Source organism: Microcoleus sp. Pol11C2, from assembly GCF_036701505.1.
Lineage (GTDB): Bacteria > Cyanobacteriota > Cyanobacteriia > Cyanobacteriales > Microcoleaceae > Microcoleus.
The window spans coordinates 24,893-37,658 of sequence record NZ_JAUBQX010000013.1 but is presented as its reverse complement, the minus strand read 5'-3'; the positions used below and the strand labels follow the sequence as shown (position 1 = coordinate 37,658).

Sequence of the window (12,766 nt, the reverse complement as noted above, 5' to 3'; positions counted from 1 at the left end):
CGATATTATCACCTTGACAGATCTAAATTTAGGGTAAGATGCCCAAATGACTAATGACTAATCACTCATGACTAAACTAGACTTGCTCGTGCGGGCGATCGGCAAAAAGTGGCTTTGGGTACAAGCTGTACTAGCATTAGCCTTTCTTTACTTGCCAATTCTCATCTTAATTATTTACTCCTTTAACGCCTCCAGATTCAATGCCGTTTGGCGCGGCTTTACCCTCGATTGGTACCGCAGTTTGTTTAGCAATGCAGGCACGACGATTGCTACCAGTAGCAGCGCCGGAATCTGGACAGCACTCAACAACAGCTTGCTAATTGCAGCTATTTCGACTGTGTTAGCAACCGTTTTTGGTACAACCATCGCGCTAGCACTGGAACGCTTTCATTTCCCGGGGCGCAAAGCAGTAGAAGCTTTACTGTTTTTGCCGATTATCATGCCCGAAATTACGATCGGCATTTCGCTGCTAGTTTTCTTTACCCTAGTATTTCGGATCCTCGAAAATCTCACGGGAATTCGCCTCAACCTCGGCTTACCTACTGTAATTATCGGTCACGTTGTCTTTAATATTTCCTTTGTGACTATTACTGTCAGGGCGCGTTTGGCAGAACTAGATCCTCAATTAGAACAAGCAGCTTTTGACTTGGGCGCTAACGAATGGCGGACTTTTTGGCGGATCACTCTCCCTCTGATTTGGCCCGCTATTTTCAGCGCGGCACTGCTGGCTTTTACTCTGTCGCTAGACGATTTTGTCGTGACATTTTTTACCACCGGTGTCGGTTCCATGACGCTGCCGTTATTTGTTTACGGTCTGATAAAATTCTCAGTGACACCAGCGATTAATGCCATTTCAACTTTGATGTTGTTGGCTTCCTTGTTGCTAGTTCTATCATCGTTAAAGGTTCAGAAAACTTAAAATTTTTACTTTTATGTGTCATAATTATTTTCGTCTGCAACTAACACAACCTATGAAACGCCTGCTGACTTTCCTACTTTTGTTTGTGATGAGTGCAACGGTGGCTTTCGGCTGTAGCCCCACAGGTGGCAACCAGCAGCAAGTGCTCAGCATTTACAATTATGCAAGTTATATCGCCCCAGAAGCGATCGCCCAATTCGAGAAAGAGAACAATGTTAAAATTCAATATGACACTTTCGAGAACAGCGACGCACTCTATGCCAAACTCAAACAGGGAAACCCCGGTTACGACTTAATATTTCCCGCCGATTACATGGTGAAAATCATGATCGCAGAAAATATAATTGAGCCGCTGAATTTAAACAATATTCCCAACCAAAAAAACCTAGAACCTAAGTTTATTAATCAAGCTTTTGATCCGGGGAACAAATATTCCCTGCCCTACCAGTGGGGAACGATGGGAATTGGCTACAACTTGAAAGCAACCACGGGCGATATCAACAGTTGGGCGGCGATGTTCGACCCGAAATATACCGGAAAAGTCGCGTGGCAAGACGACGCCAGATACACATTTGCAGGAGTTTTAATGTATTTAGGATTTGATCCAAATACAACCAACCCCGAAGAGATTAACAAAGCTCGCGATTTGCTGATTAAAAGTAAAAATATCATTGCAGCTTTTGTCCCCGACACGGGGCAAAATATGCTAGATCAAGGAGAAGTTAATTTGACAATGGAATGGAGCGGCGATATTTTCCAAGTGATGACAGAAAATCCTAATATCCGTTACGCTATTCCCAAAGAAGGAACAATCATTTTTTCTGACAACATGGCAATTCCCAAAGGTGCGCCCCAGAAAGAGTTAGCGGAGAAATTTATTAACTTTATTTTGCAGCCCGAAGTCGGCGCCCAAATTTCCAATTTTACCCACTTCGGATCGCCGAACAAAGCAGCAATCGATCAAGGTTTAATCGACCCGAACGATTTGAAAAATCCTCAAATTTACCCGCCGGCTGACGTGTTTGGCAAAATGAAATTATTGCAGGATGTCGGGAAAGCAACTGCATTGTACGATCGAGCTTGGACGGAAGTTAAAGCAGGGGCCGGAAAGTAGATATAAAACAGGTTTCTGCCCGGGCTGGTTCACTTAAATTTTTAGTTTGCATTGAAGTTGCACCATCGTCAAGAACGGGCTCTCCGGCCCGTTCCACAAAACTTAATTTTCTTGTGGAACCAGCCGGAGAACCCGTTCCTAAACAAGTAATTGAGAATGGTGCAAGATATCAGTTTAACGGGACTCGAACTCAAATTTTTATTACTCACACATACTAACACAATGCACTCTGTCGAGGTTTTAGAAGTTTCCAAAATATTTAAAAGTGTCCGCAGTAAAGATTTCTTAGCTGTAGATAACATCAACCTAAAAATTTACGATCGAGAATTCTTTTCTTTACTCGGCCCTTCTGGCTGCGGCAAAACTACAACTTTGCGAATGATCGCTGGTTTTGAAATTCCCACAGCCGGGGAAATTTACATTCACGGCCAACCGATGCAAAATCGCCCGCCATTTCACCGCCCAGTAAATACGGTATTTCAAAACTATGCTTTATTTCCGCACATGACAGTAGCACAAAATGTCGCTTTTGGGTTGGAAATGGAGAATATGCCTCAGACAACAATTCGCGATCGCGTTGCTGATGCTTTAGCATTAGTACAGTTAACCGAGGTAGGAAAACGCTATCCCCGCCAACTGTCAGGGGGACAGCAGCAGCGAGTAGCATTAGCAAGAGCATTAGTCAAACAGCCGTCTGTTTTGCTATTGGATGAACCCCTAGGAGCGCTGGATTTGAAATTGCGTAAAGAGATGCAATTAGAATTAAAAAAAATGCAGCGAAAATTGGGAATTACGTTTATTTATGTAACTCACGATCAGGAAGAAGCGCTAACGATGTCGGACAGAATTGCAGTGATGGATGGAGGAAAGCTGCAACAAGTCGGCACGCCTGTTGATATTTATGAATATCCTAAAACGCGGTTTGTTGCTGATTTTATTGGCGACAGCAATTTTTTAAGTGGTCGAGTAGTAGAAAAGCAAAACGGTAAAATAATCGTGTTGGTTGACCAGCAGTTGCCAGTGTTAGTTGCGACAGCAGAAGATATGCCCGCTGGCAAAGTTGTCACCCTGGTGTTGCGTCCAGAAAAAGCTGCTATTTATCCGGCTAATTATGACGATGAAAATAGCTGGCCGGGAATAGTAGAAGAGGCTATTTATATTGGCACTGATACGCGCTATACGGTGCGGTTGACTGCTAAAAGTTCGATCGCCCTTCGCCGACAAAACTTGCACAGAGATGACTTGCAGCGACACCAAGTCGGCGACAGCGTTCGAGTCGCAGTGCCGCCGGAAAGTATCTACATCGTTTGACACTCAAGCGGGCTGAAGCCACTGAGATTATGCAGACAGAGTAAGATTAGGTACTGTCCGAAGTCTAACTATCGCTACGGTCGTCAAGCACCGTCTAACCCGTAAGGTTAAGTCCAAGCTACATGACAGTAGAAGACTTAGTTGAGATTTTGGAAGATTGAGGGGCAGACTGAAGATACGATTCCTTCCCGGTAGAAGATAATCTACTTCTTACTTCTGCTTCCTCCTTCTTCCTTCGTGTCTTCGCGGTTCAATAATATAGACAGTATTGGTGCTAAACTCGCGTTTGACTTTGCAAAATTTCCTCCAACAGTCGCTCTTGACTTTTCGCAGGTTCCTTGCAAGTTAAACACTCGCAAACTAACCCGATAACACCTTCAGGCAAATCAGCCTCAATCTGACAGACAGCAGTCGGATAATACTGCGAAATCAACCCGGAAATCTGGTCTGGTGACGTGCGAATCAGGGTAGAATGCTGATACCAGTCGATCGCCGAAAGTAGACTCGGACAAGCTTGCGGAGCATCTTGCACAATACTGCTGAAAGCTTGCAAACCTTGCTCCGCGCGATCGAGATATTCTAAATTCGGGCCCAGCAGTGCGAGACGAACCAAAGAACCGATCGCAATTCCATTCGCCGCCGGAGTTGCATTGTCTATATAGCTGCGTTCCCGCACCAACAAATCTCCGCTAGCATCCTTAGCAGTATTGTAATACCCTCCCAATTCCACGCTCCACAAAAACTCATCAAACTCTTCTTGCACCTGCACAGCTTTCTCCAACCAAAACTGAGAGTTCGGCAACTGTTTTGCCTCTTCGCCGTTTCCTAAAGTCAAACTCGCTTGATGCAAATCCAACAAAGCTTTCACAAACAAAGCATAATCTTCCGACTGCGCGGTTACAGCAGATTGTCCGTCATAATTCAACCGCTGAAATCGGCCATCCGTCCACTGATTTTCTAAAATAAAATTAGCAGCTTTCACAGCTAATTCCAAATATTCCCAATTTCCAAAAACAGCCGCAGCGCGGGCCAAACCCGAAATCATTAAGCTATTCCAAGCAGCAATCATTTTCGTGTCCGTAACTGCGGGAATTCTACCCGGCCAACTGTCGTTTTTAGCTTCTTGATTGTTGCGGGCTGGCGGAAAGGTTTTTACAGTCTCGGGATTGCCACCGTAGCGAACAGCAAAGAGTTTAGCCAAAGCCGTTTCTACCGTGTCGCTCTGTTTTCCCGGATGGCGGCGCTGCAATACATTTTGACCTTCAAAATTGCCGCTGCGACTAACAGTAAACTGTGCTTTTATTTCCGTTAGTTCCTCAGCCGTTAACAGTTGTTCCAGTTCGGCATAAGTCCAGACATAAAATGCTCCTTCTTCCGGTTCAAGTTCTTCCGAAGTGTTAAAGCTGTCAGCATCCTGTGCGGCATAAAAATAGCCTGTTGGCGCGGTCATTTCTCGCTTCAACCATTCTACTGTCCCCGCGATCGCAGTTTCAAAAGCAGGCTCTTGTATTCCCGCACTCCACAAATTCGCTAAATACTCAACAATTTGACCGTTGTCGTAAAGCATTTTTTCAAAGTGTGGCACCGTCCAAGTCGCATCAACCGTGTAGCGGTGAAATCCGCCTGCTACGTGGTCGTAAATGCCGCCCAATGCTAAGTCTAATCCGCGCTGAGTGCAGACTTGTTTGCTGTCGTATTTTGATTCAAAATTAAATCGGGTTCCCCGCAGTGCTAGTTCAGCATAAGGTATCATCGGAAAACTGGGGCCTGGGTTGTGGCCGGCAACAATTCCGGTGTTGATTTCTAAGCCTTTTTGAAAGATTTCGCGATTTAATTCTGCCGTTACTCCTGACAGCGCTGCCGTCTGTTGGAGGTTGCCTAAAATCTCTGCTTTGAAGGATTCTACTTTGCCTTTTTCTGTGTCGTAAAAGCGGCGAATTGCTTGCAAAACTTCTAAAAATCCCGGCCGTCCGTAGCGCGGTTCTACAGGGAAATAAGTGCCTCCGTAGAAGGGAACTCGCTCGTCTGGAGTCAGAAAAACGTTGAGCGGCCAACCGCCTTGACCGGTCATCATTTGCAAGGTTTGCATATAAATGCTGTCGATATCCGGGCGTTCTTCGCGATCGACTTTTATCGGTATAAAATGCGAATTCATGTATTCGGCGATCGCGCCATCGGAAAATGCTTCCCCTTCCATCACAGTACACCAGTGGCAGCTAGAGTACCCAATTGACAGGAAAATCGGTTTATTTTCGCTCCGGGCCGCTTCTAGGGCTTCGTCGCACCAGGGCCACCAGTCGATCGGATTTTCGGCGTGTTTCCGCAGGTAAAGGCTTTGGGATTGAGCAAGACGGTTGACCATAATCAAATATACTTTTACTCGTGCTGGGTAAGCTTGTCAGTCCTCTAGCAGTTTAGCGCGAGATGTTTTAGTTGAGTTGTTGCTGATAATTATGTTTTAATATTATGGCTGAGTATATCGATTTAATATGAGCTTATCATCTCGGAGAACCTTCAATCAACAGCTCGGACAATTTTTGTTGAGTGCTGCTGTTCCTCCTGCTGTTATCAAACTGATCCAAACTGAATCCTCGGAACAAGCTTTAGTAGAAACTAATCTTAACAATTTTCTGGCTAAAGCAGACCCAGAAATAGAATTATTAGTCCCAACATTTTTAGGTAATGACAAGCGCCGCTTTTACGGCAGAGGTGTTCCGAAAAGCTTGAATTTAATCGACAAATTTCAACTAGGCGGCGGCCGGACTTTTCTGGGAAGGCGGTCTGTATTTTGGAGCGGTGCCGGTTGGACAGGACAGCCGACAATTACCAGAGACGGGGGAAAAACTTATTTAATTATAGGTGCTTATGACCACAATTTGCGAAAAATAGATATTGCTACCAATAAAGAAGTTTGGCGCTATAAATTTGATGATGTAATCAAAGGATCATCAACAATTTATATCGATGAAAAAGGGAGCGCTGAAAACAGAATTGTGATTTTGCAAGGCAGCCGCAGTGGGGGTGGTGGCAAAAGTGTCGTGCCGAGTTTTAGGGCAATATCTTTTAGAACTGGCAAGGAACTTTGGAAATTAGACATCAGGAAAACGCCCAGCTACAGCCGGGATAATGACAGCAGCGCTTTGGATCTCGGCGGTGGCGTTTTGTTCAATGCGGGGGAAAATGCGATCGGCTATTTTCTCGATAGTTCCACAAGCAATGCAAAAATCAAACAAGGCATCAAGCAGCCCAATATCTTGTCGGAAGTACAGCTTTATGCAGCAGCAGATATCAGCAAGCACCGCGGCAACTTGGTAGCGGAATCATCGCCATCAAGGCTCAAAGATAGAATTTTTATAGCTGCTGGTTCCGGTCATATTTACGGTATTAGCATTGAAACTAAAAAGATAGTCTGGGATTTCTATACAGGTTCTGATTTGGACGGAAGTGCTGTAATTTCTAAATCAGGTAAACTGTTTTGTGCCATTGAGAAACAATACATTCAGGGCAACGGCGGAGTGCTGAAGTTAAATCCAAACAAGGAACCGAATGCCAGTGTTGAATGGTTTTTGCCGACTGGAAATCGCCGAGTTTCTAGCTGGGAAGGCGGGATAATTGGCTCGGTGGCGTTGAATGACGAGTACAATTCAGGGGAGTTTCCGGCGCTGTTTGCCACAAATGCACTCGACGGCAATTTGTACATCGGTTCCCAAGATATGATTACAGGTAAAAAAACTTCTGTGCCTTGGCGAAACCAGTCTTACGATACTCCGGTAATAGTCTTTAAAAAAGCGATTGGTTCTTCAATTTCGACTCCGATTTTTACCGATGGCAATAAACTGATCAGTGCGGGATACAACGGTGTTTATTTGTTCAATTTGAATTGGGAAAGAGCGAAGTCGGGGGATCAGAATGCTTTGAAAAATGCTAAAGGGGAGTTTTACCGTTTGAAAGTAATAGAATCGGGGAGATTTAAGCCGGGTTTGTCCTTTGAGGCGACGCCTGTAGTTTGGGACGGAATTGTGAGGATTTGCGCGAGGGATGGCTGGATGTATACTTTGGGGTGAACTACCTACAGTCTTGGCGACTGTCGGAAGTGCGATCGCATCCTCATTTTCTAGATGTTGAAATCCGCCAATGCCACTACCTGCCGTTTAACTGCGCTTATCGGAAACCTGTTATAGCAATCCTCGCATCATTTGTGAATTTCTTACTCCCTCCCGTTAGTAAGGGGAGGGTTAGGGTGGGGTAAAAAATTTACGCCTTATTTAGGATTTATATCGCAGCAGTGCACGAGCTTGATTGGTCGCTGTTGATTTTACGAAGGTGGGGCTTGGGATTGTCGCTGAATGCTGGGAATGTCGATCGAACTGAAGGGGAAGAGTACGAACAAGCGTTTCAGCGGCGGCGGTTGAAGAAACAGGTGGGACAGTGAAAAGCGCTTTTTATCGGTATAAAGTGCGAATTTATGTATTGGACGGCGCGATCGCAAAATGCTTCACCTTCCATCACCCTAAACCAGTTGCAGCTACAGTAGCGAATTGAAAGAAAAATCGGTTTATTTTCCCTGCGGGCCCTTTCTCAGGCTTCGTCGCACCAGACCCACCAGTCGATCGGATTTTTGGCGTGTTTTCGCCGATAAAGGGTTTGGGATTGAGCAAGACGGTTGACCATAATCAAATCCACTTGAACCTTTGCTGGGTCAGCTTGTCAGTTCTCTAGCAGTTTAGCGCCAGATGTTTTAGCTGAGTTGTTGCTGATAATCCTGTTTTCAGATGAGCGCTGATCATTTATATGTCAAATTAGTCGATCATGTCGGAGAACCTTCAATCAACTCCTGGGAAAATTTTAGCTGACTGCGACGGTTCCTCCTGCTGTCCTCAAACAGTGCCAAACTGAATCTGGGAATTGACGAGTGAGAAACCCGCTTAAACCTTGATAGTTAGAGGGTTTAGGCTCTTGAACCTCCCTCAATAGAGTAGTAATTATCACAAGTTTATTGACCATTTTGATGGTAGCGAACACGAACAATCCTGATTAGACCCTGCAAAAAGTCTAAAAATTAGCGATCGCACACACACATTTTTTTGATGACAAGCTACTCAAACTCTTACTGCGTCAAGTATTTCTACTTGCTTATCACCCGTTAAATCTTGGAATCGAGCTTTTTCGGAAAAATAATATTAACCAATTTTTAGCGAAAGCAGACCCAGAAATAGAATTATTAGTCCCAACATTTTTAGATAACGACCACCGCGCCTTCTACGGTAGACGCAGGACAGTTTCATTCTCTTGTAGGGGCAGCAAAGAGTGGCTGCCCCAATCCCACCAAATGCCTAACAAATCCTGGATGGGTCTGGTCGGCATTCTGGGCACGACCCGTACAAAAAGCTGGTTTCCGTGAGAATGAAACAGCCCTGACGGTAGAGGTATTCCGAAAACTATGTCCCAGAAAGTCGAGTCGTCCCTTTACTTGGCCAAAGTTCCGGCGTCACAGATAATAACGACCACCGAAACCATTGGTCTCTAAACTGAGATGTTGCACCATGATCAACAAGCCTGTTTTGGGCGGCCTCTCCTGCCCAACCCCTACTCCCCACAAGAAAACTCATTCTTTGTGGAACGGGCCGGAGAGCGGGTTCTTGATAATGGTGCAACATATAAGTCTAAATGGCGCTGGTTGCTGAATCCGAAAGCGAGAATCGACGCACCGAATATGATCCAAGATTTTGTCCTGAGTTATAGTCCAGATTCCGCAGCTTCAACTGTCACCATCGGTTATTACCTATTTTTACCCAGCAATCAAGCTAGCACTTAAACTTTTATACCGTACATTAACGGATAAAAAACTTTTTAAGGGCATAAATTAGAGCTTTAAAACACATTTGTCCGTAATTATGCTGTGTGAAAACTCAGGTTAGGAAGGTGGGTTATAGCTTTTTGAAAGAGAGAAAAGTCAGGAGTAAAATCCGGGTGGCAGCACCCCTATTTTTTGATGCACGCCATAGGAAAGAGCTAGCTAGAAGCCATCAATTTAGGCATTTTGCCTAAATCCAATCAGCGTATTCTCAATCTTCATCGAATCTTTATCAAACCTACTTGCATTAACTTGTGCTTCGGTTTAAATTGAATATGTGAAGGAAAAAAACCTGCTTCCAGTCAACTTAAAAAATAAAGGTGTCAACCATGAAATTCCAATTAAACTTAGTCAAATCTATTTTAGCTGTTGCCGGTGTCGCCGCTGTTAGTGCAGTCTCAGCAGCACCTGCCTCTGCCTTTAGCTTTGGTAATATCGTTGGTGGGGATACGCCGGGAGATGCCTATGCAAATAGCTTTTCATTTGACGTAATTGACGAGGGTACATCAGTTCTTTTTAACATATTCAACTCGGGAAATACTGATGCCTCTAGTATGTTTATCGGTAAAGTTCTCTTTGATGATAATGGCTATCTGTCTAATGCCGTCGCTAACATTAATAACACTGGCAATGTAGCCTTTACTGGTGGTGCTAGTAGCGATCAATTGCCTCAAGCTGGTACTGGCTTCACCACAGACTATTCCTTCACAAGGGATAATGGTGGTGGTAATAAATGGGCTGTCCAAGGTAGCGAAAGTTTGGGCGTGAGGTTTACTGGAAATTATGCTAACGTAGTTTCCGCTTTGAATACCGGTGCCTTAAAATTAGGTTTGCACGTTCAAGCCTTACCAGGTGGTAAAAGCGATTCTTACATCAGCACCATCAGCACTAGCAACACTGAAGCTACTCCTGAACCTTTAACAATGCTTGCTGCTGGAGCCGCTGTTGGTTTTGGTGCTATGTTCAAAAAGCAACGCGCTCAGGCTCAAAAAGCTGAATAGGCGATCATTTGAACTGGTTTTCGATTCTGGCTTGATGCCAAACTAATTATTTTATGTTCGAGCTAAAAACCTGGTTTCACCAAGAAACCAGGTTTCTTAGTATCTGATAGCGCGCCACCGTGAAAACCCGAGACTTGAAAGCCTATCTCAAGGGAGCATCTCATATTTGTTGTAAAAACACTTCTTCTGGCTCCTTCCTTCTTCCTCTTTTCTCCTAGCTCCTGGCTCCCCTTTCTAGCTTTGCTGCAAAAGTGAGATGCTCCCCATCTCAGTCAAATCCCCCTAGACAGCGCATTTAAGAACTACCGTAAGGCTGTTTCTGAAGCATTTTCGATATATACCAATCCTTGCAGGAGTCGTAAATTTTTTACCGCACCCCAACCCACCCCGAACCCGCTCTGAGGAAGAAATTCACAAATGATTTAGGATTGCTATAAAGACACTGAGATTCTTGAAAAGCAGAGAATCACCCTTGAGCATGGCTCGAACTCTAACTCGCTCAGCCGTATTTACTCAAACCTCAGTGTCACACCATGCGCGGTGCTAATTGCGTCTACTCTCAAGAAATCCCACCCTCAATGAGGCTACTTATTTTTAATTTTTGTTGATTCACTCCCTTTTTAGTATTTGCTTACAGGGGCCAAGTAAGTAAGCGCTAGGCATCCAACAAATCATTTCCAGTAGCAGTCTTTTCAATAGGTGTCCTAATGCTGAGCTATGCGTGGCCTCTGAGTCTCACCCTCCATCAAATTCCCGAGTGTCTACTAACATCATCTCCCAGATTTACGGCTTTTAAAATCCCCGATTCCTTTCCGTAGGAGGGCTTCAATCTACTGAGTTGTCCACATCACCTACTATTTTTATGATATGATCTAACAAGAGTCTGGACTGTTTTTAGTTCCTAGTCTGAAACCCTAGATTTTCCGTTGGTACTTCGATTGCCGAATCGCCGGGAAACCCTTATTCTAGGGTTTGCAATCAAAAACTGTCCCCAGCATGGCTCTCCTCAATCAACTAATAACTAATATCTAAAATGTTCAAGAGAAAACTTTTTTGGCTCATCATTATCGCCACAGCTTTAGTAACTCTGAATATGACACTCCTGTGGAAACTGGGTGATGTTGCTCATTTTTGGATGAGTATAGTTTTTTGGTTCGCTGTGGGTTCCCTGCTTTGGGACAACCACCATCTTCTCAAACAGAGTGAGATAAAAAGTGACTTATTATCGAGAGTAGCAGGGACGCTATTAATAGCTTTTATTTTATTTAAAAGTGCTGGGATTTCCAGTAAGTTTGATCATTTTTTAAGACTTGCACCTTTTTTGTCTGGTTTAGGTTTGAGCCTAATTGCGGTAGGTTTTCAGAACTTAAAACTATATTGGCGTGAATTGGTAATACTATTTTTTCATGGCACCCCCAGTGTCATTACGTTACCTTTAGTGGATTTTGTTACCTCGCTTACTGCTAAATTTGCTTATTATTCTTTGTGGTATGTCGGTTTTGATGTAACACGTGACGGTAATTATGTTGCTTTACCGACAGGAAGGGTGTTGGTAAATGGGGGTTGTTCGGGTATAGAGGCAATGAATTACTTATTAGGTTTAGCTGTAGTTTGTTTGTTGATGTTTCCTACTAAACAAAATAAAGCTTTGGTAATAGGTGTCGCTGTCATTTGTGGTTTTATTATTAATGTTTTTCGAGTGGCGGGAATGGCATTGTTAGTTGCATCTCATCGCCTAGATTTGTTTAAATATTGGCATGAGGGTGAAGGTTCTTTAGTAGTGGGAATGATTGCGGTGGTGTTGTTTGGGATATTTTATCAATTTATGTTGAAACGAGATAGCAAACTTAGTCAAAGTGCGGGAAATTAATTAGTTGCACTTTGAGGAAATATATGGGTTCTTCGATTTCTCCACCCAGAGTCAGGGGTCTCGCTCACTCAAATCTCCGGGTGTTGAAATCCGCCAATGTCACTACCTGTCGTTTAACGGCGTCTATATCTATCATAGAAAGGATGTCAGAAATTATAGGAAACCTGTTATGGCGACAAATGAAAGTCAAATAAATCAAATTTACGGTTCAGAGGATGCTCAAGGTATTTTACAGCTTGCGATCGCGCGGCGACAGGATGAGGGGGAATTATCCAGAGTGCAGCTTTTCGAGATTGCAGCGGAATTGGGCATTTCCGAACAGGATATTGTAGCGGCGGAACAGCAATGGTTAGCAACTAGAGGAGAATTTCAAGAAAAGCTGGTTTTCAACACTTTCCGTCGTCGCAAATTGCAGAAAAATGTAACAAAGTACGGCATTATCAATACTTTTTTAGTTTTGTTTAATCTAGCAGGAGCGCACGAGCTTTCTTGGTCACTGTTCATTTTACTAACGTGGGGATTGGGATTGTCGCTAAATGCTTGGAATGTTTATCAAACTGAAGGAGAAGACTACGAAAAAGCGTTTCAGCGGTGGCGGTTGAAGAAACAAGTCGGAGAGTCTATTGGTACTGCGACGAATAAGTTTATGAAGTGGTTGCAGTCGTGATTTTCTCTTAAGAAAAAAGCGATAGCTTTT

10 protein-coding genes and 1 pseudogene are annotated in these 12,766 nt (G+C 43.9%); 9 read left to right on the top strand and 2 right to left on the bottom strand.

Translation table 11 applies throughout. The features are described from left to right. The first annotated feature begins 67 nt into the window (after window positions 1-67). From QUA42_RS10410 to QUA42_RS10400, 3 genes are all read left to right on the top strand, one after another. Window positions 68-919: an ABC transporter permease gene (locus tag QUA42_RS10410; RefSeq protein WP_333137222.1), complete on the top strand. Its 852-nt coding sequence runs from the start codon at window positions 68-70 to the stop codon at window positions 917-919. Between the two features lie 52 nt (window positions 920-971). Beyond that, on the top strand, window positions 972-2,033 hold the full coding sequence (locus tag QUA42_RS10405; RefSeq protein ID WP_333137221.1) for a spermidine/putrescine ABC transporter substrate-binding protein: 1,062 nt from the start codon (window positions 972-974) through the stop codon (window positions 2,031-2,033). A 222-nt stretch (window positions 2,034-2,255) separates the two neighbouring features. Continuing rightward, entirely contained in the window at window positions 2,256-3,344 is a 1,089-nt protein-coding gene (locus QUA42_RS10400; protein WP_333137283.1) for an ABC transporter ATP-binding protein, read from the top strand. A gap of 274 nt (window positions 3,345-3,618) precedes the next feature. Here the strand turns inward: QUA42_RS10400 and QUA42_RS10395 are convergent, their stop codons facing one another. Next, window positions 3,619-5,706 carry a thioredoxin domain-containing protein gene (locus QUA42_RS10395; protein WP_333137220.1) on the bottom strand — a complete coding sequence of 696 codons (2,088 nt, stop codon included), beginning with the start codon at window positions 5,704-5,706 and terminating at the stop codon, window positions 3,619-3,621. A gap of 127 nt (window positions 5,707-5,833) precedes the next feature. On the opposite strand from QUA42_RS10395, the gene QUA42_RS10390 reads away from it, so the two are divergent. Beyond that, window positions 5,834-7,408, top strand: a complete 1,575-nt coding sequence (locus QUA42_RS10390) for an outer membrane protein assembly factor BamB family protein (RefSeq protein WP_333137219.1) — start codon at window positions 5,834-5,836, stop codon at window positions 7,406-7,408. Window positions 7,409-7,629: 221 nt separating this feature from the next. Then, window positions 7,630-7,776 carry a hypothetical protein gene (locus QUA42_RS10385; protein ID WP_333137218.1) on the top strand — a complete coding sequence of 49 codons (147 nt, stop codon included), beginning with the start codon at window positions 7,630-7,632 and terminating at the stop codon, window positions 7,774-7,776. Window positions 7,777-7,784: 8 nt separating this feature from the next. Here the strand turns inward: QUA42_RS10385 and QUA42_RS10380 are convergent. Beyond that, a pseudogene (locus QUA42_RS10380) lies at window positions 7,785-8,015 on the bottom strand (DUF255 domain-containing protein); the annotation flags it as partial. Window positions 8,016-8,877: 862 nt separating this feature from the next. On the opposite strand from QUA42_RS10380, the gene QUA42_RS10375 reads away from it, so the two are divergent. From QUA42_RS10375 to QUA42_RS10360, 4 genes are all read left to right on the top strand, one after another. Beyond that, the gene (locus QUA42_RS10375; RefSeq protein ID WP_333137217.1) at window positions 8,878-9,159 is read left to right on the top strand and encodes a hypothetical protein; all 282 of its coding nucleotides are present in this window, start codon (window positions 8,878-8,880) and stop codon (window positions 9,157-9,159) included. A 368-nt stretch (window positions 9,160-9,527) separates the two neighbouring features. After that, window positions 9,528-10,199 (top strand): PEP-CTERM sorting domain-containing protein, encoded by a 672-nt coding sequence (locus QUA42_RS10370; protein WP_333137216.1) that lies wholly within the window; start codon window positions 9,528-9,530, stop codon window positions 10,197-10,199. Window positions 10,200-11,232: 1,033 nt separating this feature from the next. Beyond that, window positions 11,233-12,069: a cyanoexosortase A gene (gene crtA / locus QUA42_RS10365; protein WP_333137215.1), complete on the top strand. Its 837-nt coding sequence runs from the start codon at window positions 11,233-11,235 to the stop codon at window positions 12,067-12,069. A 169-nt stretch (window positions 12,070-12,238) separates the two neighbouring features. Further along, window positions 12,239-12,736 carry a 2TM domain-containing protein gene (locus QUA42_RS10360; protein ID WP_333035588.1) on the top strand — a complete coding sequence of 166 codons (498 nt, stop codon included), beginning with the start codon at window positions 12,239-12,241 and terminating at the stop codon, window positions 12,734-12,736. The last annotated feature ends 30 nt before the right edge of the window (window positions 12,737-12,766 follow it).

What these genes read in the sequence shown, in the direction of transcription:
- QUA42_RS10410 (WP_333137222.1), top strand. Translation starts at nt 68, where the DNA reads ATGACTAAACTAGACTTGCTCGTGCGGGCGATCGGCAAAAAGTGGCTT.
- QUA42_RS10405 (WP_333137221.1), top strand. Translation starts at nt 972, where the DNA reads ATGAAACGCCTGCTGACTTTCCTACTTTTGTTTGTGATGAGTGCAACG.
- QUA42_RS10400 (WP_333137283.1), top strand. Translation starts at nt 2,256, where the DNA reads ATGCACTCTGTCGAGGTTTTAGAAGTTTCCAAAATATTTAAAAGTGTC.
- QUA42_RS10395 (WP_333137220.1), bottom strand. Translation starts at nt 5,706, where the DNA reads ATGGTCAACCGTCTTGCTCAATCCCAAAGCCTTTACCTGCGGAAACAC.
- QUA42_RS10390 (WP_333137219.1), top strand. Translation starts at nt 5,834, where the DNA reads ATGAGCTTATCATCTCGGAGAACCTTCAATCAACAGCTCGGACAATTT.
- QUA42_RS10375 (WP_333137217.1), top strand. Translation starts at nt 8,878, where the DNA reads ATGTTGCACCATGATCAACAAGCCTGTTTTGGGCGGCCTCTCCTGCCC.
- QUA42_RS10370 (WP_333137216.1), top strand. Translation starts at nt 9,528, where the DNA reads ATGAAATTCCAATTAAACTTAGTCAAATCTATTTTAGCTGTTGCCGGT.
- crtA (WP_333137215.1), top strand. Translation starts at nt 11,233, where the DNA reads ATGTTCAAGAGAAAACTTTTTTGGCTCATCATTATCGCCACAGCTTTA.
- QUA42_RS10360 (WP_333035588.1), top strand. Translation starts at nt 12,239, where the DNA reads ATGGCGACAAATGAAAGTCAAATAAATCAAATTTACGGTTCAGAGGAT.